18 protein-coding genes are annotated in these 21,340 nt (G+C 64.0%); 13 read left to right on the plus strand and 5 right to left on the minus strand.

All coding sequences use genetic code 11. The annotated features are described in order from the left end of the window. Nucleotides 1-15: 15 nt before the first annotated feature. Together LHFGNBLO_RS10100 and LHFGNBLO_RS10105 are read right to left on the minus strand one after the other, a co-directional pair. Nucleotides 16-1,050, minus strand: coding sequence for an aldo/keto reductase (locus LHFGNBLO_RS10100; RefSeq protein WP_258606483.1), 1,035 nt, complete (start codon nucleotides 1,048-1,050; stop codon nucleotides 16-18). Between the two features lie 48 nt (nucleotides 1,051-1,098). Then, nucleotides 1,099-2,280: an MFS transporter gene (locus tag LHFGNBLO_RS10105; RefSeq protein WP_258606485.1), complete on the minus strand. Its 1,182-nt coding sequence runs from the start codon at nucleotides 2,278-2,280 to the stop codon at nucleotides 1,099-1,101. A 126-nt stretch (nucleotides 2,281-2,406) separates the two neighbouring features. Between LHFGNBLO_RS10105 and LHFGNBLO_RS10110 the strand changes: the two genes are divergently transcribed. Continuing rightward, nucleotides 2,407-3,321, plus strand: coding sequence for a LysR family transcriptional regulator (locus LHFGNBLO_RS10110; RefSeq protein ID WP_258606487.1), 915 nt, complete (start codon nucleotides 2,407-2,409; stop codon nucleotides 3,319-3,321). Nucleotides 3,322-3,348: 27 nt separating this feature from the next. On the opposite strand, the gene LHFGNBLO_RS10115 is transcribed toward LHFGNBLO_RS10110, so the two are convergent. Continuing rightward, nucleotides 3,349-4,011: a YggS family pyridoxal phosphate-dependent enzyme gene (locus LHFGNBLO_RS10115; protein WP_258606489.1), complete on the minus strand. Its 663-nt coding sequence runs from the start codon at nucleotides 4,009-4,011 to the stop codon at nucleotides 3,349-3,351. A gap of 140 nt (nucleotides 4,012-4,151) precedes the next feature. On the opposite strand from LHFGNBLO_RS10115, the gene leuS reads away from it, so the two are divergent. Both leuS and lptE read left to right on the plus strand, forming a co-directional pair. Beyond that, nucleotides 4,152-6,791 (plus strand): leucine--tRNA ligase, encoded by a 2,640-nt coding sequence (leuS, locus tag LHFGNBLO_RS10120; protein ID WP_258609675.1) that lies wholly within the window; start codon nucleotides 4,152-4,154, stop codon nucleotides 6,789-6,791. After that, on the plus strand, nucleotides 6,778-7,359 hold the full coding sequence (gene lptE, locus LHFGNBLO_RS10125; RefSeq protein WP_258606497.1) for an LPS assembly lipoprotein LptE: 582 nt from the start codon (nucleotides 6,778-6,780) through the stop codon (nucleotides 7,357-7,359). Before leuS ends, lptE begins: the two co-directional genes overlap by 14 nt. Nucleotides 7,360-7,437: 78 nt before the next feature. On the opposite strand, the gene fsa is transcribed toward lptE, so the two are convergent. Then, entirely contained in the window at nucleotides 7,438-8,094 is a 657-nt protein-coding gene (gene fsa, locus LHFGNBLO_RS10130) for a fructose-6-phosphate aldolase (protein ID WP_258606503.1), read from the minus strand. An 89-nt stretch (nucleotides 8,095-8,183) separates the two neighbouring features. Between fsa and LHFGNBLO_RS10135 the strand changes: the two genes are divergently transcribed. The 8 genes from LHFGNBLO_RS10135 to LHFGNBLO_RS10170 all read left to right on the plus strand — a co-directional run bounded on the left by LHFGNBLO_RS10135 (nucleotide 8,184) and on the right by LHFGNBLO_RS10170 (nucleotide 17,015). Then, nucleotides 8,184-10,367 (plus strand): primosomal protein N', encoded by a 2,184-nt coding sequence (locus LHFGNBLO_RS10135; protein WP_258606505.1) that lies wholly within the window; start codon nucleotides 8,184-8,186, stop codon nucleotides 10,365-10,367. Between the two features lie 35 nt (nucleotides 10,368-10,402). Continuing rightward, entirely contained in the window at nucleotides 10,403-11,098 is a 696-nt protein-coding gene (locus LHFGNBLO_RS10140) for an aspartate/glutamate racemase family protein (protein WP_258606506.1), read from the plus strand. Nucleotides 11,099-11,197: 99 nt separating this feature from the next. Then, nucleotides 11,198-11,593: a DUF4345 family protein gene (locus LHFGNBLO_RS10145; protein WP_258606508.1), complete on the plus strand. Its 396-nt coding sequence runs from the start codon at nucleotides 11,198-11,200 to the stop codon at nucleotides 11,591-11,593. Nucleotides 11,594-11,828: 235 nt separating this feature from the next. Next, complete coding sequence (locus LHFGNBLO_RS10150) at nucleotides 11,829-12,389, plus strand: F0F1 ATP synthase subunit delta (RefSeq protein ID WP_258606510.1); 561 nt, start codon at nucleotides 11,829-11,831, stop codon at nucleotides 12,387-12,389. Continuing rightward, nucleotides 12,389-13,918, plus strand: coding sequence for a F0F1 ATP synthase subunit alpha (atpA, locus tag LHFGNBLO_RS10155; RefSeq protein WP_258606515.1), 1,530 nt, complete (start codon nucleotides 12,389-12,391; stop codon nucleotides 13,916-13,918). The genes LHFGNBLO_RS10150 and atpA overlap by 1 nt, the downstream gene beginning before the upstream one ends. A 33-nt stretch (nucleotides 13,919-13,951) precedes the next feature. Further along, nucleotides 13,952-14,836, plus strand: coding sequence for a F0F1 ATP synthase subunit gamma (locus tag LHFGNBLO_RS10160; RefSeq protein ID WP_258606517.1), 885 nt, complete (start codon nucleotides 13,952-13,954; stop codon nucleotides 14,834-14,836). 74 nt (nucleotides 14,837-14,910) lie between these two features. Further along, nucleotides 14,911-16,494, plus strand: coding sequence for a F0F1 ATP synthase subunit beta (gene atpD, locus LHFGNBLO_RS10165; protein ID WP_258606520.1), 1,584 nt, complete (start codon nucleotides 14,911-14,913; stop codon nucleotides 16,492-16,494). Between the two features lie 113 nt (nucleotides 16,495-16,607). After that, nucleotides 16,608-17,015 carry a F0F1 ATP synthase subunit epsilon gene (locus LHFGNBLO_RS10170; RefSeq protein WP_258606521.1) on the plus strand — a complete coding sequence of 136 codons (408 nt, stop codon included), beginning with the start codon at nucleotides 16,608-16,610 and terminating at the stop codon, nucleotides 17,013-17,015. 227 nt (nucleotides 17,016-17,242) lie between these two features. Here LHFGNBLO_RS10170 and LHFGNBLO_RS10175 read toward each other — a convergent pair whose 3' ends face one another. Next, nucleotides 17,243-18,721, minus strand: a complete 1,479-nt coding sequence (locus LHFGNBLO_RS10175; RefSeq protein WP_258606523.1) for a mannitol dehydrogenase family protein — start codon at nucleotides 18,719-18,721, stop codon at nucleotides 17,243-17,245. A gap of 161 nt (nucleotides 18,722-18,882) precedes the next feature. On the opposite strand from LHFGNBLO_RS10175, the gene uxaC reads away from it, so the two are divergent. Further along, nucleotides 18,883-20,292: a glucuronate isomerase gene (gene uxaC, locus LHFGNBLO_RS10180; RefSeq protein WP_258606528.1), complete on the plus strand. Its 1,410-nt coding sequence runs from the start codon at nucleotides 18,883-18,885 to the stop codon at nucleotides 20,290-20,292. 34 nt (nucleotides 20,293-20,326) lie between these two features. Continuing rightward, on the plus strand, nucleotides 20,327-21,304 hold the full coding sequence (locus LHFGNBLO_RS10185; protein WP_258606530.1) for a TRAP transporter substrate-binding protein: 978 nt from the start codon (nucleotides 20,327-20,329) through the stop codon (nucleotides 21,302-21,304). The last annotated feature ends 36 nt before the right edge of the window (nucleotides 21,305-21,340 follow it).

A 21,340-nucleotide genomic window follows, 5' to 3' on the forward strand; every position in this document is an offset into this window, starting at 1 on the left:
GGGCGGCACCAGCGCTCAGACCGCTGGCGGGCTGAGCCGGGCAAAACCCTCCTGCCGGCGATAGGGGAAATACGGGTAGGGCGCGGTGACCTCGCTTGCTGCGTCGAGCTTCTTCATCTGGTCCGGCGTCAGCGTCCAACCAATGGCGCCGAGGTTCTGGCGCAACTGTTCCTCGTTGCGGGCGCCGATGATGACGGAGGAGACGGTCGGGCGCTGCAAGAGCCAGTTGATGGCGATCTGCGGAACGGTCTTGCCGGTTTCCTCGGCTACGGAGTCGAGCGCATCCATGACCCGGTAGAGATGCTCGTCCTCGACCGGCGGCCCGAAGCTTGCCGTGTCGTGCAGCCGGCTTTTTTCCGGCAATGTCTCGCCGCGGCGGATCTTGCCGGTCAGGCGGCCCCAGCCGAGCGGGCTCCACACCAGCGCGCCGACGCCCTGGTCGAGCCCGAGCGGCATAAGCTCCCACTCATAGTCGCGGCCGACCAGCGAATAATAGACCTGATGAGCGACGTAACGCGGATAGCCGTGTCTGTCGGCTACGCCGAGCGATTTCATCACCTGCCAGCCGGAGAAGTTGGAGACGCCGACATAGCGCAGCTTGCCGGCGCGCACGAGATCGTCGAGCGTCGACAGCACCTCCTCTATCGGCGTTCCGGCGTCGAAGGCATGCAGCTGCAAGAGGTCGATGTAGTCAGTGCCGAGACGCCTGAGCGCGTCTTCCACGGATTTGATCAGTCTGGACCGGGACGAACCGAAATCGGCCGGCCCGTCGCCCATCGGCAAAGAGGTCTTGGTCGAGATCAGCGCGGCGTCGCGGCGTCCCTTGATGGCTTCGCCGAGCACCTCTTCAGATGCGCCGTTCGAATAGACGTCGGCGGTGTCGAACAGGTTGACGCCGGCCTCCAGGCAGATGTCGATCAGCCGTCGTGCTTCCTTCGCATCGCTGTGGCCCCAGGCGCCAAACAGCGGCCCTGAGCCGCCGAAGGTCCCAGTGCCGAATGAAAGCGCCGGCACCTTCAGGCCCGATGCGCCGAGAGGTCGATAGTCCATCTTTTTTGCTCCTGGTTATTCCGAAAGCGGATTGGATTCTTGCGATCGTTATGACCGGGCGGAGGCAGGTTCGCCGAGCACAGGACTGCGGTCGAGGCGCAGCGCCAACGCACCCACGGCGAGAGCCGAGAGCGGCAGCAGCGCCGCGACCCAGCTGACCGCGCCAAGGCCGGGGCCGTGGGCGATGACCACGCCGCCAAGCCAGGCGCCGGCGGCATTGCCGAGATTGAAGGCGGCGATGTTGAAGGACGAGGCGAGGCTCTGGCCGGCGCCTTGCGCCTTTTCCAGCACCCACATCTGCAGCGGTGCCACGGTGGCGAAGGCAGCTGCGCCGAGCAGACCGACATAGATGACGGCCATCACCTGGCTGTGGAGAGCGAAGGTCATGGTGCCGAGCACCAGCGCCAGCACGACAAGGCTGCCAAGAACCGAAGGCACCAGCCAGCGGTCGGCGAGTTTGCCACCGAGCAGATTGCCGGCGATGAGGCCACCACCGAAGATAAGCAGGATCGGCGACACGGCGGCTTCGCCAAAACCGCTGATCTCGGTCAACAGCGGGGCGATGTAGGTGAAGACGGCGAAGACGCCGGCATAGCCAAGCACGGTGGTGGCGAGGCCGAGCAGGACCGGCGTGCGGCCGAGCACGGCAAGGTCGCGGCGCAGTTCACTCTTCTCGGGTGCCGCCTGGCTGCGCGGCACCAGCATGAGAATGATGGCGAAGGCAGCGAGCCCGACCAGGGTTACGGCCCAGAAGGTCGCACGCCAGCCGAAGGCCTGGCCGAGCCAGGTGCCGAAGGGCACGCCGAGGATGTTGGCGATGGTCAGGCCGGTGAACATGAGAGCGATCGCCGAGGCCTTCTTGTTGGGCGCGACCAGTCCGGTGGCGACCACCGAGCCGACGCCGAAGAAGGTGCCATGGGCAAAGGCGGTGATGATGCGGGCGCCCATCAGCGTCCAGTAGTCGGGGGCAAGCGCACAGGCGAGATTGCCAAGCGTGAAGATCGCCATCAGCGCCAGCAGCACGGTCTTGCGCGGCCAGTTGCCGGTGGCGATGGTCAGCAGTGGCGCGCCGATGACGACGCCCAGCGCATAGCCAGAGATGAGCTGGCCGGCGGCCGAGATCGAGACACCAAGATCGGTGCTGACGTCGAGCAGCAGACCCATGATGACGAATTCGGTGACGCCGATGCCAAAAGCACCGGCGGCGAGGGCATAGAGAGCAAGAGGCATGACGATCTTCCGGTTTGATGAGGAAGGGCGCTCGCGTCCTTTCACGCCCCGACACTGAAGATCGTGATGCAACGAACTGTGAACCAGCCTTGCGTAAGGCACATTATCTGTGAAATAGATTCATGAATGCCCAGGCCCGACCGCTCCGGCGAGATCGAAGTGTTCGTCCGCGTCGTCGAGACGGGCAGCTTTTCTGCGGCGGCGCGCGCGCTGCGCATGACGCCGTCGGCGGTGAGCAAGCTGATCGCGCGGCTCGAAAGCCGCCTGGGCGCGCGGCTGGTCAGCCGCTCGACGCGCAAACTGCAACTCACCCCGGAAGGCACTGCCTTCTACGACAGCGGTGTGCGCATCCTGGCCGACATGGTGGCGGCCGAGCGCGAAGCAGCGGCGGGTGCGGCGCCGCGTGGGCTGCTGCGCGTCAATAGCTACGTGCCGTTCGGGCAGCACCGGCTGATCCCGTTGCTGCCACGCTTCCTCGATCGCTATCCCGAAATCTCCATCGATCTGGTGCTGACCGACAATGTCATCGACTTGATGCAGGAGCGCGCCGATGTCGCCATCCGCGCCGGACCGCTCAACGAATCACGGCTGGTGGCGCGCAAGCTCGGGCAAAGCCGAACGGTCGTCGTCGCAGCACCTTCCTACCTCAAGACGTACGGGGCGCCGCAGACGCCGGCCGATCTCGAGCGCCACAACCGGATGGGTTTCGGCTTCGTGCGGCATATCGATGGCTGGCCTTTCGTCGACGGCGCCGGCGGAAGTGTCATTGTGCCGACGACCGGCAACGCGCTGGTCGGCGACGGCGAGGCGATGCGGCTGATGGCGCTGGCCGGCACCGGCATCGCCCGGTTGGCGCGCTGGCATGTGGAGGCCGATATCGCAACTGGCCAGTTGGTGCCGCTGCTGGAAGCGTTCAACCCAGGCGACGAGGAGTTCACCCATGCCGTCTATGTCGGCCAGGGCAAGCACTTGCCGGCGCGGGTGCGGGCCTTTCTCGACTTCCTCGTCGAGACTGTGCGGCTGGACCTGATCGATAAATAGTTCCGGAGCCGGCGGTTCGCGTGTCCGCTAGCGGCTGCCAAAGATCGCCGAGCCGACCCTGACGCTGGTGGCGCCGAAGGCGATTGCGGTTTCGTAGTCGCCGGACATGCCCATGGAGAGCTTTTCGAGGCCGGCCTCGCGACCAAGCTTTTCCAGCAGCGCGAAATGCGGGCCGGGGTTCTCGTCGGCCGGCGGGATGCACATCAGGCCTTCAATGGCGAGGCCGTGGACGGAACGGCAGCGGGCCACGAAGGCGACGGCCTCGCGCGGTTCGATGCCGGCCTTTTGCGGCTCCGAGCCGGTATTGACCTGAATATAGAGCTTTGGCGCGCGGCCCTGCCGGGCGATTTCCTTGGCGAGCTCGCTGGCGATCTTCTCGCGGTCGACCGTCTCGATGACATCGAACAGCGCCACCGCCTCTTTCGCCTTGTTCGACTGCAAGGGCCCGATCAGATGCAGTTCGATGTCGGGGAAGGTTTCTTTCAGCGCCGGCCATTTGGCCTGCGCTTCCTGCACGCGGTTTTCGCCGAAGACACGCTGGCCGGCCTCGATCGCCGGGCTTATATCGGCGGCGTCGAAGGTTTTCGTCACCGCGACCAGCGTCACCGCGCCGGCTGCGCGTCCGGCCTCATGCTCGGCGGCAGCGATCCTCGCCTTGACCGTGAATAGCTGTTCGACGGCGTTCGCCATGCCTATATCCTGCCTGTCTTTATCGATCTCGGCCGGATCGCCGCAGTTGACGGGTCCGGCAATCCATGGTGAACACCGCGACGACATTTCCTGAGCCGCCGGGTTGCGGCTTCCGCACGCTTTTAAGTGAAAAACACCCGATGGCAACCGAACGATACAATCCGCGCGCGTCAGAGCCCAAATGGCAGAAGGCCTGGGACGCCAAGAAGCTGTTTGAAGCTGATAACGACGACCCGCGCCCGAAATACTATGTGCTGGAGATGTTCCCCTATCCGTCGGGGCGCATCCATATCGGCCACACCCGCAACTACACGATGGGCGACGTGGTGGCGCGTTACAAACGGGCCAAGGGTTTCAACGTGCTGCACCCGATGGGCTGGGACGCCTTCGGCATGCCGGCCGAGAACGCCGCGATGCAGAACAAGGTCCATCCCAAGGACTGGACCTATCAGAACATCGCCGCTATGCGCGAGCAGCTCAAAGTCATGGGCTTGTCGCTGGACTGGGCACGCGAATTCGCCACCTGCGATGTCGATTATTACCACCGCCAGCAGATGCTGTTCCTCGACTTCGTCGAGAAGGGGCTGGTGACGCGCAAATCCTCCAAGGTCAACTGGGACCCGGAGGACATGACGGTGCTCGCCAACGAGCAGGTCATCGACGGACGCGGCTGGCGCTCGGGCGCGCTGGTTGAACAGCGCGAACTGACGCAGTGGTTCTTCAAGATCACCGACTATGCGCAGGACCTGCTGGATTCGCTGGAAGGGCTCGACGAATGGCCGGAAAAAGTGAAGCTGATGCAGCAGAACTGGATCGGCCGCTCGGAAGGGCTGCTGATCCGCTGGCCATTGGCTGCCCCAGATTCTGGCAAGATTGACGCCGGCGAGCATGAGCTGGAAGTCTACACGACGCGGCCCGACACCATCTTCGGAGCCTCCTTCATGGCGGTCGCCGCCGATCACCCGCTGGCGAGGAAGGCTGCGGAAGACAATCCGGCGCTGGCCAAGTTCATCGAGGAAGTCCGCCACATGGGCACCTCGGTGGCGGCGCTGGAAACGGCCGAGAAGAAGGGATTCGATACCGGCATCCGCGTCGTTCATCCGTTCGACGACAGCTGGACGCTGCCGGTCTACGTCGCCAATTTCGTGCTGATGGAGTATGGCACCGGCGCCATCTTCGGCTGCCCATCCGGTGACCAGCGCGATCTCGACTTCGCCAACAAGTACGGCCTGCCGGTGGTGCCGGTGGTGATGCCGGATGGCGAGAATGCGGCGAGTTTCCAGATCATCGAAGAAGCCTATGATGGCGACGGCGTGATGATCAATTCGCGCTTTCTCGATGGCATGAAGCCCGATCGGGCCTTTGATGAGGTGGCGACGCTGCTGGAGCAGAAGACCATCGGCAACCGGCCGATGGCCGAGCGCAAGGTGAACTTCCGCTTGCGCGACTGGGGCATTTCGCGCCAGCGCTATTGGGGCTGCCCGATCCCGATGATCCATTGCGAGGATTGCGGCGTGGTGCCGGTGCCGAAGGCCGACCTGCCGGTCAAATTGCCCGACGATGTCGAGTTCGACCGGCCGGGCAATCCGCTCGACCGCCACCCGACATGGCGGCACGTCAAATGCCCGCAATGCGGCAAGGACGCGCGGCGTGAAACCGACACGATGGATACGTTCGTCGATTCGTCGTGGTATTTCGCCCGCTTCACCGCGCCATGGGCCAACGATCCGACCGACCCCAAGGCTGCCAATGAATGGCTGCCGGTCGACCAGTATATTGGCGGTATCGAGCACGCCATCCTGCATTTGCTCTATTCGCGCTTCTTCACCCGGGCCATGCGCGAGACCGGCCATGTCGATCTGGCCGAGCCGTTCCGGGGACTGTTCACGCAAGGCATGGTGGTGCACGAGACCTACCGCGTCGGCAGTTCTTCGAACGGCCGCTGGCTGACACCTGGCGAGGTGCGGCTGGAGGACGTCGACGGCAAACGCCGCGCCATCGAAATCGCCACCGGCGACGAGGCGGCGATCGGCCCGCTCGAAAAGATGTCGAAGTCGAAGAAGAACACGGTGAGCCCGGAAGAGATCACTGACGGCTACGGCGCCGACACCGCCCGCTGGTTCATGCTGTCGGATTCGCCGCCCGAGCGCGACGTCGAATGGACCGACGAAGGTGCGGCTGGCGCGCATCGCTTCATGCAGCGCATCTGGCGCCTGGTGTCGGTTGCGGCCGAATCACTCGCCGGCGTCCAGCCGGCGGCGGCGAGAGAGGGTGAAGGCGCGGTCGTTTCCAAGGCCGCGCACAAGATCCTGAAAGCAGTCGGTGAGGATATCGAGAAGCTTGCCTTCAACCGCGCCATCGCGCGCATCTACGAACTCGCCAACGCGCTGACCACGCCACTCAACGAGGCTGCCGAAGGCAAGGCCGATCCGGCGCTGCAGGCCGCCTGTCAGCAAGCCGTGGACATCCTCGTGCACCTGATCGCACCGGTCATGCCGCATCTGGCCGAGGAGTGCTGGCAGACGCTCGGCGGCACCGATCTTGTCGCCGAACGGCCGTGGCCTGTCTTCGATCCGGCGCTGGTCGTCGACAACGAAGTCACCTATCCGGTCCAGGTCAACGGCAAGAAGCGCGGGGATTTGACAATTGCCCGCGACGCGGACCAAGGTGCGGTCGAAAAAGCCGTGCTGGCCCTCGACTTCGTGCAGAAAGCGCTCGAAGGTAAGGCGCCGCGCAAGGTGATCATCGTCCCGCAGAGGATCGTCAATGTCGTTGCCTGACCTGGGGAAGACAGAAGTGACGCGTTTGCTGCGCCGCATGGCGCTTTCCGGACTGATCGCCTCGGTTGCGCTGGTTTCCGCCTGCACGGTGCGTCCGCTCTATTCGAGCGCGCCGCTCACTGCCGGATCGCAAGTCGGTGCTGCCGCCGAACTGGCGTCGATCTCGATCAAGCCGGTCAAGACCCGCTACGCCCAGCAGGTCCGCAACAATTTGATCTTTGCGCTGGCTGGAGGCGCGGGCGAGCCGGCTTCGCCGGTCTATACGCTCGATCTCGGTGTTACCGAACTCGTCGAGTCGGCGGCACTTGTTCAGGTCCAGACCGACGAAGACGAGCCGACGGCGGGCACAGTGACACTGACCGCCGGCTATGTGCTGACCGATGCGAAGACCGGTGCGGTTATCGCCACCGGCAGGCGCTCGGTACCGTCATCGTTCGACAGGCCGCTGCAGGAGTTCGCCGCCTACAGGGCGCAGATCGATGCCGAGAACCGCGCGGCGCGCGAACTGGCGGATCTGCTGCGCCTGTCCATTGCCCAGGATCTGGTCAAGCACGGAAAGAAGGCTTGAGGCCAAGGCTTTTCCTGGATGAGAACAGCCATATGAAAAAGGCCGATCGCTCGGCCTTTTTTCATGAATGCGGTAATTTCAGCCGATCTTCTGGCCGGTCTTTGCCCAGTCGGCGAGGAACTGCTCCAGGCCTTTGTCGGTCAGCGGATGCTTGACCAGCGCCTTCAGCGTCGCCGGCGGGGCGGTGATGACATGCGCGCCGATGAGAGCGGCCTGCTTGACGTGGTTCACCGTGCGCACCGAAGCCGTCAGGATCTCGGTCGGGTAATCGTAATTGTCGTAGATCTGCTTGATTTCGGCGATCAGCTCCATGCCGTCCGAGCCGGTGTCGTCGATGCGACCGACGAAAGGCGAAATGAAGGAAGCACCGGCCTTGGCTGCCAGCAGCGCCTGGTTGGCCGAGAAGCAAAGCGTCACGTTGACCATGCGATTCATCTCGGTGCGGATCGTCTTGCAGGCTCGCAGACCGTCCAGCGTCAGCGGCACCTTGATGCAGACATTGGGCGCGATCTTGGCCAGGATCTTGGCCTCGGCCATCATGTCCTTGTATTCGGTGGCCACCACTTCGGCCGAAACCGGGCCGTCGACGATATCGCAGATCTGCTTGGTGACGTCGGCGATCTTGCCGCCGGATTTCAGGATCAACGAGGGATTGGTGGTGACGCCGTCGAGCAGCCCCAGATCGTTCAGCTCACGGATTTCCTTGACGTCAGCGGTGTCGACAAAAAATTTCATGGGGGTCTCCTGAGGATTTCCTTGTGCCGGGCGGACACGTTCAGCGTTGGACTTTGCTCTAGACCAAAGTCGGGGCAAGGTCACGCCTCATGATCGAAGATTCGCCCTTTGTCGCAGCCGCACCGGTGCTGGTGCCGATGCCCGCCGAGCGTCCCTACACCTACGCTGTGCCGGCCGGCATGCGGGTGGTGCCGGGCTCGATCGTGCGCGTGCCGCTCGGTCCGCGCCAGGTTGCCGGCATCGTCTGGGACGGCGTCGTCGATAAGGTCGATGCGAAGAAACTGCGGCCGATCGAGCAGGTCTTCGACTGTCCACCGATCGACCGCGCCATGCGCCGCCTCATCGACTGGATCGCGCAATATACGCTGTCGCCGCCCGGCATGGTGGCGCGCATGCTGCTGCGCGCGCCGGAAGCTTTCGACCCGGAACCGTGGATCGAGGGCTTGCTGCGCACCTTGACTGAGCCCGACCGGATGACGGCTGCGCGAACGCGCGTGCTCGAGACAGCGGAAGGCGGGCTCGCCTGGACGCGCTCCGGGCTGGCGCATGCGGCAGGCGTGTCGTCGACCGTCATCGACGGGTTGAAAGCGCAAGGCGTGTTCGAGACCGTGATGATCCCGCCGCGACCGGTGGTCGCAGCACCCGATCCCGGCTACGCCGTGCCGGAATTGATGGCGGACCAGAGCGATGCGGCCGCCATGCTGCGCAGCAATGTCATGGCTGGTGCATTCGGCGTCACTCTGCTCGACGGCGTGACCGGATCCGGCAAGACGGAAGTCTATTTCGAAGCGGTGGCGGCCGCACTCGACCAAGGCAAGCAAGTGCTGATCCTGCTGCCGGAGATCGCGCTGACGCATGCCTTTCTCGAACGCTTCCAGCAACGATTCGGCGCCAAGCCAGCGGAATGGCACTCGGACCTGCCGCCAAGAATGCGCGAACGGGTCTGGCGGCAAGTGGCGGAAGGCGGCGTGTGCGTCGTTGCCGGCGCGCGCTCGGCGCTTTTCCTGCCGTTTCGGGAACTCGGGCTGATCGTTGTCGATGAGGAGCACGACCCCGCTTACAAACAGGAAGACCGCGTCTTCTACAACGCGCGCGACATGGCGGTGGTGCGCGGCCATATCGGCAGCTTCCCGGTCGTGCTCGCCTCGGCAACGCCATCGGTCGAGAGCCGGGTGAATGCGAGCCAAGGCCGTTACAGCAGGGCGGTGCTTTCGGCGCGTTTCGCCGAGGCGGCACTTCCCGACCTGAAGACAATCGACATGCGGCGCGCGCCTCCGGCCCGCGGCGGATTCCTGTCGCCGGTGCTGATCGACCATATGCGCCGGACGCTGGAGAAAAAGGAGCAGTCGCTGCTGTTCCTCAACCGGCGCGGCTATGCACCGCTGACGCTGTGCCGGGTCTGCGGCCACCGCTTCGGCTGTCCGGTCTGCTCGGCGTGGCTGGTCGAGCACCGCTTTCGCGGCCAGCTCGTCTGCCACCATTGCGGGCACAATGAAAAGCGTCCCGAGGCCTGCCCGGAATGCGGCACGCTCGACCATCTGGTCGCCTGTGGGCCAGGTGTCGAGCGCATCGCCGAAGAGGTGGTCGCACATTTCCCAGACGCCCGCACCATCGTGCTGTCGTCCGACCTGATGGGCGGCGTGCGGCGGTTGAGACTCGAACTGGAAGCCATCGCCGATGGCGAGGCCGACATCGTCATCGGCACGCAGCTCGTCGCCAAGGGGCATAATTTCCCCAATATGACGCTGGTCGGCGTCGTCGATGCCGACCTTGGCCTGGCCAATGGCGACCCGCGCGCCGCCGAGCGCACCTTCCAGCTGCTCAGCCAGGTGACCGGCCGCGCCGGCCGCACCGGCAAGAAAAGTCTCGGCCTGCTGCAGACATTTCAGCCGGATCATCCGGTGATGCGGGCGATCGTTTCCGGCGACGCCGATGCCTTTTACGAGCGCGAGATCGCCGAGCGCGAGCGGGCAGCACTGCCGCCCTTCGGCCGGCTCGCCGGGGTCATCGTCAGCGCTGCGTCGCGGGCGGAAGCGGAGGGCCATGCGCGTGGGCTCCGGCGCGCTGCGCCCGAGGCCACCGACCTGTTCGTGCTCGGGCCGGCCGAGGCCCCGCTGTCATTACTCGGCGGCCGCCATCGCTTCCGGTTGCTGATCCAGGGTGAACGGCGCGCCGACATGCAAGGCTTCATCCGCACCATGCTGGCAGAGGGGCCGAAGCAGCGCGGTTCGGTCCGGGTGCAGGTCGACATCGACCCGCAGAGCTTTCTGTAGGATCGTATGCTGATCGGGATCGGAGTTGCGAGCAGATGAAGACCCTTGGCCTGATCGGCGGCATGAGCTGGGAATCGACGGCGATCTACTATCGCCTGCTCAACGAGATCGTACGCGAGCGCCTGGGCGGCCTGCATTCGGCAAAGCTGCTGCTGTGGTCTTTCGATTTCGCAGAGATCGCCGAGCGGCAGCACGCCGGTGACTGGCAAGGCGCAGGCGAGCTGCTGGTCGATGCAGCGAGCAAGCTCGAGTCTGCTGGGGCCGAAGGGCTGCTGATCTGCACCAACACCATGCACAAACTGGCCGACGCCGTGCAGGCGGCAGTATCGATACCACTCATCCATATTGCCGATGCCACCGCCGTCGCGGTCCAGAGCGCCGGCGTCAACCGTCCGGCGTTGCTGGCGACGCGCTTCACCATGGAGCAGGATTTCTACAAGGGCCGGCTCACGGAGACGTATGGGCTGCAACCCGTGGTGCCGGATGGAGCCGGCCGAGATATGGTTCATCGCGTGATCTACGATGAACTCTGCCAGGGCATCGTCACCGCGGCATCGAAGGCGGCCTACATCGATGAAATTGACCGCATGCGACGCGATGAAAAGATCGACGGCGTCATCATGGGCTGCACCGAGATCACCATGCTGATCGGTCAGCAGGATTTCGACATTCCGGTCTTCGACACGACGCGCATCCATGCCGAGGCGGCGGTCGCGTTCGCGCTGGGCTGACGGTCTTCTTGCGGAAGTTCCCCACTTCCATTGCACGCCGCAAAACCTACGCTAGAGTGGACGATATTTCCGCCTGCGACTTTTTGAGGGACAGAAAGAATGGAATTTGCGTTTCCGTGGCCGGTGAGCCAGGGCGAGTGGCTGGCATGGTCGAGCGCCGTCGTCACGCTCGCCTTCGGTCTGTTGCTTTTTTTTGCGCCCAGAATTGGTTTCAGGATCCTTCGGCTGCAGGCCAAGCCCGAAAAAACCGCGGCGATCGCGGAAGGGCGCGGTCGGATGTCGGGCTTCTATCTCGGCGTCAGCCTGTGCTGCATCCTGTTGGCGCAGCCGCTGCTCTACATGGCGCTCGGCTTTTCCTGGCTGTTCACCGCCTTTGGCCGACTGCTGTCGATGATGTCGGACGAAGCCAATACGCCTTTCAACTGGGCTTCCTTCCTTGTGGAGCTGGTGCTGGCGGCGCTGCCGCTTGCCTTCGCCTTCGGCTTTTTGCCTTGAATCCAACGGCTTCGGTTGAACTGTGCAGCCGGATGCGACAATAGTGCCTGAAAACCATGCGGAACGACGCATTGCGGTCTTAAAATGCCTGTGCTAGACGGCAATCGACTTTCGACCGGGGATAGCGGAAGCCGCGCCTCCGTGCTTGGAAAAATGTAGTAAGGTCAAAGATTTAGCCAGAGTTTTTGCTCGCGCCAACAATCTGCGGCCTGTCAGACAAGAGAAAAGACGGTCCGTGGCCCAATCGTCATCGCCAATCTCAGGTGTCGCAGAACGCTACGCGGGTTCGCTGTTCGAGCTCGCGCTGCAGGCAAATTCGATCACCGAGGTCGAAGCCGACCTCAGCAGTTTCGAAGCCATGCTCGATGGCAGTGCGGACCTTTCGCGCCTGATCAAGAGCCCGGTGTTCTCAAGTGAAGACCAGGCCAAGGCGATCGCGGCGATCGCCGACAAGGCAGGAATCTCCGGCCTCACCGGCAATTTCCTGCGCGTCGTCGCCCGCAACCGCCGGCTGTTCGCCATTCCCGGCATGATCAAGGCATTCCGCCAGATCGCCGCCGAACATCGTGGCGAGACGGCTGCTGAAGTCACCTCCGCGCATGAACTGACGGCGGCCCAGCAGACCGAACTGAAGGCGGCGCTGAAGAGCGTTGCCGGCAAGGATGTGGCCATCGCCGTGACCGTCGATCCGTCGCTGCTCGGCGGGCTGGTGGTCAAGATGGGCTCGCGCCAGATCGACACGTCGCTCAAAACCAAACTCAATTCGCTCAAGCTTGCACTGAAAGAGGTCGGCTGATGGACATCCGCGCCGCGGAAATTTCCGCAATTCTGAAAGACCAGATCAAGAATTTTGGCAAGGAGGCCGAGGTCTCCGAAGTCGGCCAGGTTCTGTCCGTCGGTGACGGTATCGCCCGCGTCTACGGCCTCGACAATGTCCAGGCCGGCGAAATGGTCGAATTCCCCGGCGGCATCCGCGGCATGGCGCTCAACCTCGAAGCCGACAATGTCGGCGTCGTCATCTTCGGCGCCGACCGCGACATCAAGGAAGGCGACATCGTCAAGCGCACCGGCGCCATCGTCGATACGCCTGTCGGCATGGGCCTGCTCGGCCGCGTCGTCGACGCGCTCGGCAATCCGATCGACGGCAAGGGCCCGATCAAGGCGACCGAGCGCAAGCGCGTCGACGTCAAGGCGCCCGGCATCATCCCGCGCAAATCGGTGAACGAGCCGATGTCGACCGGCCTGAAGGCCATCGATGCGCTGATCCCGGTCGGCCGGGGCCAGCGCGAACTCGTCATCGGCGATCGCCAGACCGGCAAGACCGCCATCATCCTCGACACGATGCTGAACCAGAAGTCGGTGCACGACAACGGACCGGAGAAGGAAAAGCTCTACTGCGTCTATGTCGCCATCGGCCAGAAGCGCTCGACCGTTGCGCAGTTCGTGAAAGTTCTCGAAGAGCGCGGCGCGCTCGATTATTCGATCATCGTCGCCGCCACTGCTTCCGATCCGGCGCCGATGCAGTTCCTGGCGCCGTTCACCGCCTGCACCATGGGCGAATATTTCCGCGACAACGGCATGCATGCGCTGATCAGCTACGACGATCTGTCGAAGCAGGCCGTCGCCTATCGCCAGATGTCGCTGTTGCTGCGCCGCCCGCCGGGCCGCGAAGCCTATCCGGGCGACGTGTTCTATCTGCATTCGCGCCTGCTTGAGCGCGCCGCCAAGCTCAATGATGACAATGGCGGCGGTTCGCTGACCGCTCTGCCGATCATCGAGACGCAGGCCAACGACGTCTCGGCCTACATTCCGACCAACGTCATCTCGATCACCGACGGACAGATCTTCCTGGAAACCAATCTGTTCTTCCAGGGCGTCCGTCCGGCGGTCAATGTCGGCCTGTCGGTGTCGCGCGTCGGCTCGTCCGCGCAGATCAAGGCGATGAAGCAGGTCGCCGGCTCGATCAAGGGCGAACTCGCGCAGTACCGCGAAATGGCGGCCTTTGCGCAGTTCGGCTCGGACCTCGATGCTGCCACGCAGCGCTTGCTCAACCGCGGATCGCGCCTGACCGAACTCCTGAAGCAGCCGCAATTCTCGCCGCTCAAGGTCGAGGAGCAGGTCGCGGTGATCTTCGCCGGCGTCAACGGCTATCTCGACAAGCTGGCAATCAACCAGGTCGGCAAGTTCGAGCATGGCCTGCTCAGCCATATGCGCTCGGCCGGCAAGGCCGTGCTCGATGGCATCCGCAAGGAGAAGGCGCTGTCGGACGATCTGCGCGCCAAGCTGAAGGCGGAAATCGACGCCTTTGCCAAGACCTTTGCTTGAACGAAGCCGATTGGGTTGGATCAGGTTTGAAGCATGCCTTCATTAAAAGACCTTCGTAACCGTATCGCCTCGGTCAAGGCGACGCAGAAGATCACCAAGGCGATGCAGATGGTCGCCGCGGCGAAGCTGCGTCGCGCGCAGGAAGCGGCAGAAGCGGCGCGCCCCTATTCGGAGCGCATGGGCGCGGTGCTGGCCAACATCACCCAGGCGATCGGCGACGGTGGCGATGCCCCGGCGCTGATGACGGGCACCGGCAAGGATGACGTGCACCTGCTCGTCGTCTGTACCGCCGAGCGCGGCCTGTGCGGCGGCTTCAATTCGCAGATCGCCCGCCACGCCCGCGATCACATCCGCAGGCTGCTGGCCGACGGCAAGCAGGTCAAGATCATCTGCGTCGGCAAGAAGGGTTTCGACATCCTGCGCCGCGACTACGCCGCGCAGATCATCGACCGTGTCGATCTGCGCGAGGTCAAGACGCTCGGCTTCGTCAATGCCGATGCCATTGCCCGGAAGATCATCCACCTCTTCAGCGAGGGCGGCTTCGACATCTGCACGCTGTTCTATTCGCAGTTCAAGTCGGTGATCAGCCAGATCCCGACGACGCAACAGATCATTCCTGCCGGCTTGTCTTCCGCCCCAGCCGAGGTGAAGGACGGTGGCAGCGCCGTCTATGAATACGAGCCGGAGCCGGGCGAGATCCTCGCCGACCTCATTCCGCGCAACATCTCCGTGCAGGTTTTCCGGGCGCTGCTCGAAAATGCAGCCGGCGAGATGGGTGCCAAGATGAGCGCCATGGACAATGCGACGCGCAACGCCGGCGACATGATCAACAAATTGTCGATCACCTACAACCGCCAGCGGCAGGCGCAGATCACCAAGGAACTGATCGAAATCATTTCGGGCGCCGAAGCGCTCTAGGCGCGCTCCCACGAAGGTCGCCGACCTTCAAGCGGATCGTGTGAGAAACAGAGAGACGAAAAAGGGTAAAGACGATGGCGAAAGCAGCGACCCCGAAGACCGCCGCAAAGGCGGCACCACCAAAGGCTCCGGCAGCAGCAGCGAAGGCCGCTCCGGCCAAGAAGGCGGCCGCGCCCGCTAAGGCGGCAGCTCCCGTCAAGGCAGCGGCAACCAAGACGCCGGCGGTTTCCGTCAAGAAGACGGGCGTGGTCGGCAAGGTCCGCCAGGTCATCGGCGCCGTTGTCGACGTGCAGTTCGGCGAGCATCTGCCGGCGATCCTGAACGCGCTGGAGACGGTCAATGTCGGCAACCGCCTCGTGCTCGAGGTGGCTCAGCATCTGGGCGAAAACACCGTGCGCTGCATTGCCATGGACTCGACCGAAGGTCTGGTCCGCGGCCAGGACGTCTATGACACCGGCGCGCCGATCACCGTGCCGGTCGGCCCGGGCATGCTCGGCCGCATCATCAACGTCATCGGCGAGCCGGTTGACGAGGAAGGCCCGGTCGACGGCATCGAGATGCGCTCCATCCACCAGCCTGCGCCGTCCTATGTCGAGCAGTCGACGGAAGCGCAGATCCTGATCACCGGCATCAAGGTTCTCGACCTGCTGGCACCATATGCCCGCGGCGGCAAGATCGGCCTGTTCGGCGGTGCCGGCGTCGGCAAGACGGTGCTGATCCAGGAACTGATCAACAACGTCGCCAAGGCACATGGCGGCTTCTCGGTGTTTGCCGGCGTTGGCGAGCGCACCCGCGAAGGCAACGATCTCTACCACGAATTCATCGAGTCCGGCGTCAACAAGAAGGGCGGCGGCGAAGGCTCCAAGGCGGCACTGGTCTATGGCCAGATGAACGAGCCGCCGGGCGCGCGCGCCCGCGTTGGCCTGACCGGCCTGACGGTCGCCGAATATTTCCGCGACCAAGGCCAGGACGTGCTGTTCTTCGTCGACAACATCTTCCGCTTCACGCAGGCGGGTTCTGAAGTGTCGGCGCTGCTCGGCCGTATTCCTTCGGCCGTGGGCTATCAGCCGACGCTGGCCACCGACATGGGCGCGCTGCAGGAACGCATCACCACGACGACCAAGGGCTCGATCACTTCGGTGCAGGCGATCTATGTGCCGGCCGACGATCTGACCGACCCGGCGCCGGCGACCTCGTTCGCCCATTTGGACGCGACGACCGTGCTCAACCGCGCGATCTCGGAAAAGGGCATCTATCCGGCGGTCGACCCGCTGGATTCGACCTCGCGCATGCTTGACCCGCTGGTCGTCGGTGAAGAGCACTATGGCGTCGCGCGCCAGGTGCAGTCGATCCTCCAGCGCTACAAGTCGCTGCAGGACATCATCGCCATCCTGGGCATGGACGAGCTGTCGGAAGAGGACAAGCAGACGGTGGCTCGCGCCCGCAAGATCGAGCGCTTCCTGTCGCAGCCCTTCTTCGTCGCCGAAGTGTTCACGGGTTCGCCGGGCAAGCTGGTCGACCTCGCCGACACCATCAAGGGCTTCAAGGGCCTCTGCAACGGCGACTACGATCATCTTCCCGAGGCTGCCTTCTACATGGTCGGCGGTATCGAGGAAGCGGTCGAGAAGGCACAGCGCCTGGCGGCCGAAGCGGCATAAGAAGCGAATAGGGAGTAGTCAGTAGTGAGTAGAGAATAGCAGGTGCGTGATGGGGGCCGGTTGGGGCCACTTCACTACTTACTACTCACTATTCCCTACTCGCTAAATTGATCATGGCTGAAGCTTTCCAATTCGAACTGGTCTCGCCGGAGCGCCTCTTGGTTTCCGAGCAGGTGGAGTCCGTCGTCATTCCGGGCGCCGAAGGTGAAATGACCGTGATGGCGCATCATGCGCCGGTCATGACCACGATCAAGCCGGGCGTGGTTACGCTGAGGACGGCGGCTGGCCAGGAAGAACGCTATGTGGTGTTCGGCGGCTTCGCCGATATCGTTCCGTCGGGCTGCACGCTGCTGGCCGAATCGGCTGTGGCCGTCGGCGACATCGACCGCGCCGACCTTGCCCGCCGCATCCAGGAGGCCAAGGAAGACGCGGCCGACGCCAAGGACGACCAGACCCGCAGCAAAGCTGAACAGTTTCTTGCCCAGCTCACCACGCTGGAAGGCGCCATCCTGCCGGCCTAAGCGAAGCTCATTTCGTGATCATCAAAAGCCGGGTCTTGCCCGGCTTTTTATTTGCCTGTCAGACACCTCGCCCTCCGGCCGGGAGAGCTTCGACCGCACGCAAAACGTCAGGCAATTCAGCTGGGCTCTCAGCCGACGATGCAGGGATAGCCGGCCCCGGCCTGGCGGATAGGGGCCAGCGTGACCAGATCGTGGGGCGCGAATCGGAGCCGGCTCTGCCTCATCAGTCATTCGCTCCGTATGCCCAGCGCGGCCAGCGCAAGAGCCGGCCCGCCCTGCCTGAGATGGACGAGATGGGTGGCCACGAACTCGATCAGCGTCTGGCGCTCGGCGTGGTCACTGGCGAAGCCCGCGAGGTCGAACACAGCCGCCACCGTCTCTTCCGTCGGCAGATCCCGGCCTAGAAGTGCCATCAGCGCCGCGTCGAGCGGATCGGTGAAATGGCGTTCCGGCAAGGTCTTGCCGCGCGCCGCGCAAGCAGCAATCCAGGCAGCCACCACCAGCGGCAGATGCTCAGGCAGAGCGCCGGCCGCGATGCACTCGACGGTGGAGGCGACAATGCGCTGCGGCAATTTCTGGCTGCCGTCATTGGCGATCTGCGCCGTGCGATGCGCGAGTGCGGTGTTCGAAAAACGCTCGGTGAGTTGCGCCGTGTAATCAGCCGTATCGAGCCCGGCATCCTTCGGCAGTGTCGGGATGGCCTCGACCCACAATGCGTCGACGAACTGCCGGATCGCCGGATCGGCAAAGGCGCGGTCGACCGTGTCGTGACCGCTGAGCAGGCCGAGATAGGCGATCGCCGAATGCGCGCCATTGAGCAGCCTCAGCTTCATGTCCTCGGAGGGCCTGACATCACTGACCATGGTGACGCCGAATTTTTCCCAGGCCGGCCGGCCCGCAGGGAAATCGTCCTCGATCACCCATTGGCAGAACGGCTCGGTCATGACCGGCCAGGCGTCCTCGACGCCGAGCTGACTGGCGATCCGCGCCCGGTCGGCGTCGGTGGTCGCCGGCACGATGCGATCGACCATGCTCGACGGGAACGCCACCCCGTCGGCGATATGGCGGGCAAGATCAGGACTGCGCAACGTGGCGAACTCGGCCAGCAATCGGTGCAACGTGGCGCCGTTGGCCGGAAGGTTGTCGCAGCAGAGCACCGTGAAAGGCGGCGTGCCGGCGGCGCGGCGCCGTGACAGGGATTCAGTCAGGAAACCATGCGCGGTCCTGGGCGCCTGCGGGTTCCCCAGGTCGTGGATGATGTCGGGGTGGGTGGTGTCGAGCCCACCGCTCGCCGCCCTGAGATAGGCCTTCTCGGTGATCGTCAGGGTAACGATACGCGTGCGCGGATCCGTAAGCGCTGCCAACACCGCGCCCGGCTCTTGCGGCGCCACCAGCATCGACAGGATCGAGCCGACGACGCGAAGGTTCTCGCCGCCGCTGCTTCTGACCGCCAGCGTGTAGAGCCCGTCCTGCGGCGCCAGCGCGTCGCGCGTATCGGCACTGCGCAGCGAGACACCGACAATGCCCCAGCCGGTTTCCCCTGCCGCAAGGCAGTCATCGACATAGGCCGCCTGATGGGCGCGGTGGAACGCACCGACGCCAAGATGGACGATGCCCGGTGTAATGCCGCCGCGATCATACAAGGGGAACGCGGCCGAGGCCGGCAGGGCCTGCCGCGTGCTGTTGGAGAGGCGTCTGGTCGTCATGTGCGGCATGTCCTGAGGCATGGTCGGCAGGCGGCGTAACATCCGCCTCCCCGCCGCACAATGGGCGGTCATCGCGTAAAAGTCATCATACAACAATCCAATTTTTGTATGTTGACATTATTTCTCTGCGACCCTACCGATGGCGACATGGGAGGATCGACGTGGCTGGACTGACCGATCCGGATTTGCTGTTTGCTTCGGAGGCGCGTCCGCTTTCGCTTGCCCGCGATCTTTACGCCGGGGTGAACGATCTGCCGATCGTCAGCCCGCACGGCCACACCGATCCGCGCTGGTATGCGCTCAACGAACCGTTTCCAGATCCGGCGCAATTGCTGATCGTGCCGGACCATTACATTTTCCGTATGCTGTTCAGCCAGGGCGTCCGCCTGGAAGACCTCGGCGTACCGACCCTGGACGGCGCGCCGGTGGAGACCGACGGCAGGACGATCTGGCGGCGCTTTGCCGAGCACTATTATCTGTTCCGCGGCACGCCGACCCGGCTGTGGTTCGACCATGTGCTTGACCATCTGTTCGGTATCGACGAGCCGTTAAGCGCCGCGACAGCCGACCGGCATTACGACGCGATCGCGACACTGCTGCAGCGTGACGATTTTCGCCCACGTGCCCTGTTCGAGCGCTTCAATATCGAGGTCATCGCGACGACGGAGGGCGCGCTCGACGATCTCAAATGGCACAAGGCGATTCGCGACAGCGGCTGGCAGGGACGTGTCATCACCGCGTACCGGCCGGACGCCGTCGTCGATCCCGACTTCGAGGGGTTTTCGGCCAATCTCGACCGGCTCGGCGAAATCTCCGGCTACGACACCGGCAGCTGGGCCGGATATCTCGATGCACATCGCCAGCGGCGCGCATTCTTCAAAAGCTTTGGCGCGACCTCGTCCGATCACGGTCACCCGACGGCCGACACCGCCAATCTCTCCGATGCCGCCGCCGAGGAGCTGTTCAATCGCATCCGTCATGGGTCGGAGGACGAGCGCGCGCGAAAACTGTTTCGCGCCCAGATGCTGACCGAGATGGCCAAGATGAGCCGCGACGACGGGCTGGTGCTGCAGATCCACCCCGGCTCCTGGCGCAATCATTCGCCAGCCGTCTTTCAGAATTTCGGCCGGGACAAGGGGTTCGATATCCCCACCCGCACCGACTATGCGGCGGCGCTGAAGCCGCTGCTCGACTGCGTCGGGCTGGAACGCGACCTCACCATCATCCTCTTCACCCTCGACGAAACCAGCTATGCGCGCGAACTGGCGCCGCTGGCCGGCGTCTATCCGGCACTGAAACTCGGGCCGGCCTGGTGGTTCCACGACAGTCCGGAAGGCATGCGCCGCTTCCGCGAGATGACCACCGAGACGGCCGGGTTCTACAACACGGTCGGCTTCAACGACGACACCCGCGCCTTTCCGTCCATTCCCGCCCGCCACGATGTGGCGCGTCGGGTCGACTGCGCCTTTTTGGCGCGTCTCGTCGCCGAGCATCGACTGCGCGAAGACGAGGCGCACGAACTGGCGCGAGAGCTTGCCTACACGCTTGCGAAGAAAGCGTACCGGCTCTGAGCCGGGCGCCAAGGATCTAAAAAGGGAGGAAGTCATGTTGCATTTTTCGAAACTGACGGCAGCCACATTCGCCTTCGGCTCGTTGATGATCGGCGTTGCCAACGCTGAAACCGTGCTGCGCTCGGCCGACACGCATCCGGACGGTTATCCGACCGTCGAGGCGGTCAAATATATGGGCGAGCTGATCAAGGAGCGCACCAAGGGCGCCTACGCGGTCGAGGTTTACCACTCGGCGCAGCTCGGCGAGGAAAAGGACACGATCGAGCAGACCCAGGCCGGCGTGCTCGACCTCAATCGCGTGTCGATGGGGCCCTTCAACGGCATCGTGCGGGAGACGGCGGTGCCGTCGCTGCCCTACATCTTCCGCTCGGTCGACCACATGCGTCATGTCATGGACGGGCCGGTCGGCGAGCAGATCCTGAAGGCATTCGAGGCGCATGATCTGGTCGGCCTTGCCTTCTACGATTCCGGCGCGCGCTCCTTCTACAACACCAAGAAGGACATCACCTCGATCGCCGACCTGAAAGGCATGAAGTTCCGCGTCATCCAGTCCGACGTGTTCGTCGACATGGTCAACGCGCTCGGCGCCAATGCGACGCCAATGGCTTATGGCGAAGTCTATTCGGCCCTGGAAACCGGCGTCATCGACGGCGCCGAAAACAATTGGCCGAGCTTCGAATCCGCCAAGCACTTCGAGGTCGCCAAGCATTACACGCTCGACCAGCACCAGATCGTGCCAGAAGTCCTCGTCATGTCGAAGGCCAGCTGGGACAAGCTGTCGCCGGAGGACCAGGCTGTCGTCAGGCAGGCGGCCAAGGACAGCGTCGTCAAGATGCGCGAACTGTGGGATGCGCGCGAGAAGAAGTCGCGCGACATCGTCGAAGCTGCCGGCGTCAAGGTCAGCGAGATCGACAAGCAGCCGCTGATCGACGCGATGAAGCCGGTCTACGAGAAGTATCTGTCGACGCCCGAGCTGAAAGACCTCGCCGCGCGCATCCAGGCGACCGAGTGATCATTCCGGATCAGGAGCGTACGCGCTCCCGATAGC

The organism is Mesorhizobium sp. AR10 (genome assembly GCF_024746795.1).
Taxonomy (GTDB): domain Bacteria; phylum Pseudomonadota; class Alphaproteobacteria; order Rhizobiales; family Rhizobiaceae; genus Mesorhizobium.